Source organism: Nitrospirota bacterium (assembly GCA_040754395.1).
GTDB lineage: Bacteria > Nitrospirota > Thermodesulfovibrionia > Thermodesulfovibrionales > SM23-35 > JBFMCL01.
Window position 1 is genome coordinate 1 of record JBFMCL010000050.1, and the last position, 2,250, is coordinate 2,250.

Genomic DNA, 2,250 nt, shown 5'->3' on the forward strand with positions numbered 1-2,250 from the left:
CCAGGGCGATGTATTCCCGGTAATCGTCGTCGCAGAAGAAGGTCTGCTGGCGGCGGTTTCCACGTTGGGTGACATGATGGGGAACGCCCGGTGCGATGACTCGTGCCAGTCTAGCCATGGACGGAAATTAGCCGAGGTGGGATGGTATGTCAATTCGATATACTGTCCCCGGAATTCCTCGGAGTTCTGGATTCTGCGCAAGTACATCCTGCAGGGAGCGATTGAGAAGAGTTTCATAGATTCCGGGCGGGAGCAAGGGTGGCATCTTCTCACCCGCCCAGGTGCTTCAGATAGGCATCAAGAACCGGCACGTCCGCAGCAGCCCAGTCAAGATTGACGAGTTCTTTCGCGCGCCGCCACGTGGCGTCCGCATGCTCATGAAGTGTTACTTCGCCGGCAATAATCGAACAGATGAAAGGATGAAGAGTCACGGTCAGCTTGGAGTAGTCATGGATTGAAAAAGGCAGTTGTTGGAACACGGCTATTTCAAGACCGAGTTCTTCCCGTATCTCCCAACGCAGGCATTCCTCAGGGGTCTCGCCGCCGCGGATCTTTCCTCCCGGGAATTCCCATTTTAGCGGTAAGGTCATTACAGCGCTGCGCTGTGCGGCCAAGACAAGGCCATTGCGCTCGATAATGGCGCAGGTTACCTGGATATGTTTCCTTCCCATTGTGTTCATTTGCTAGGTCAGAAAAGGCGATGCGCCTAAAATAACCTAACGTTAATGGCATAAATGGATAGTGCAAATAGCATCAAGTCCATTTTTTTCTCTGATGATACGCGATTGGTTTTACATTACGGCATTTTTGTTCAAGTTGATGTTCAATTCGCTGAATTGTTGCTGGATTTATTTTTTCATTCATCCGGAGTGCCCTCTGGTAATGCTGAGCTTTTCCATACAGAAAAAGAAAAACGTCAGGGGTGGTTTGTTTGATAAACCAGCCGGGATAGGCAAGCGCTGGTTTGACCGTAATAGTTTCGCCGATTGCAGAGCTTAGCCATTTGGAAAGTGATGAAGCCTGCCGTTTCGCCTGTGCCAGTGGCTCGCCCGTTTGGAACCCGTCGGGAAACTCCAAGACTTTGCCATTGTAGATGATGGTCGCGTCCTTGGAGCCGCCGCCGGTATCAGGCTTGGCCTTCCCTTTTGTTTCTATCGCAAATACCCCGTTTGGCCCGACAACAATATGGTCAATATTGTATTCATCGAAGGAAAAATCATGATAAACCCGATAACCGTGAAGCATTAGCTGGTTCAGCTCCTGTCCGACAGCTAATTCTGCTTCCAGGCCGAGTAAAGTATCATTTCTTTTTTGGAATAATTTGTATATATATCGCAAGAAGAAAACAAGAGATATTCCAAGAATTAATCCAAACAAAACAGGTAAATACCACCCCATCCCTGTCGAAATTGCTTGCAAAGCATACAATACAAACAAAAATGATAAACAAAAAATCATGACTATATAAAGGGAAAAATCGTATATTTTCTCATTAATCCCTTCAAGCCGTTGTCTCAATGTTTCTCCTGGATTCCTGAGAAGACATTCTGTAAAGGGACTACGCTTTGACCTTCTTTGTCGCCTCAGACGCCAAATGACAGCCAACAAGGGTACAAATGTAAGTCCAAAGGATAACATCATTATTAATAAATATAAGAGCAGTTTGGTAGTCACAGCTTTTGGAACCATTCAATTGAACGTCTTCTTCTTGTCATTTCGTTTCATTCCAGATATCGGTCTCTTACTCATCCCACATTTCATGGTAGGCGTGGACGTAACAAGCTGCAGCCTCCGGGGCAATCTCAAAATAGTAACGGCAGAGCTTCTTGTATAGCGAGAGCATTTCATCGAAGAAGCAGAAGTCGAGCATGCCGTCGAGGCATTTTTCGATGCGCCGTATATCATTATCTTGCACGTTCAGAATGGCTTCGACTTCGATGGAATATTGCCGGCCAGCATCCCGGGCAAGGTCTTGTGCCAGCATGGCCAGTTTGCCAATACGCTGATCGAGGTTGTTGTTCTGTGGCTCCATGTCACTCTTCATTTTTGTCGGCTTTCCAGGACTCTTTTCACAATTTTTGTCACCTCCATGCCTCCCTTTCCACTGTTATTCAGTGGATCGTCTGTCAAGGGTCAGCGTTATTGAGCAGGGGCGGGGTCAGTTTTATTGAGCAGTTTGACCCTCGCTGAGTCCTGTTGGTGTGAGTGCCGGTTGCTTTGATTGCGGGCGCATTCTCTTCCGGTACGACT

At 47.5% G+C, this 2,250-nt stretch carries 4 protein-coding genes; all 4 read right to left on the reverse strand.

Annotated elements, in window-relative coordinates; genetic code table 11:
- Window positions 1–118: transposase (locus tag AB1552_14295; GenBank protein MEW6054928.1), on the reverse strand; the 118-nt coding region annotated here is incomplete at its 3' end.
- 151 nt (window positions 119–269) lie between these two features.
- A complete protein-coding gene (locus tag AB1552_14300; GenBank protein ID MEW6054929.1) occupies window positions 270–680 on the reverse strand; it encodes a (deoxy)nucleoside triphosphate pyrophosphohydrolase in 411 nt (136 codons plus the stop codon).
- A gap of 73 nt (window positions 681–753) precedes the next feature.
- Window positions 754–1,518: a nuclease-related domain-containing protein gene (locus tag AB1552_14305; protein ID MEW6054930.1), complete on the reverse strand. Its 765-nt coding sequence runs from the start codon at window positions 1,516–1,518 to the stop codon at window positions 754–756.
- Window positions 1,519–1,741: 223 nt separating this feature from the next.
- Complete coding sequence (locus AB1552_14310) at window positions 1,742–2,032, reverse strand: hypothetical protein (GenBank protein ID MEW6054931.1); 291 nt, start codon at window positions 2,030–2,032, stop codon at window positions 1,742–1,744.
- Window positions 2,033–2,250 lie beyond the last annotated feature (218 nt).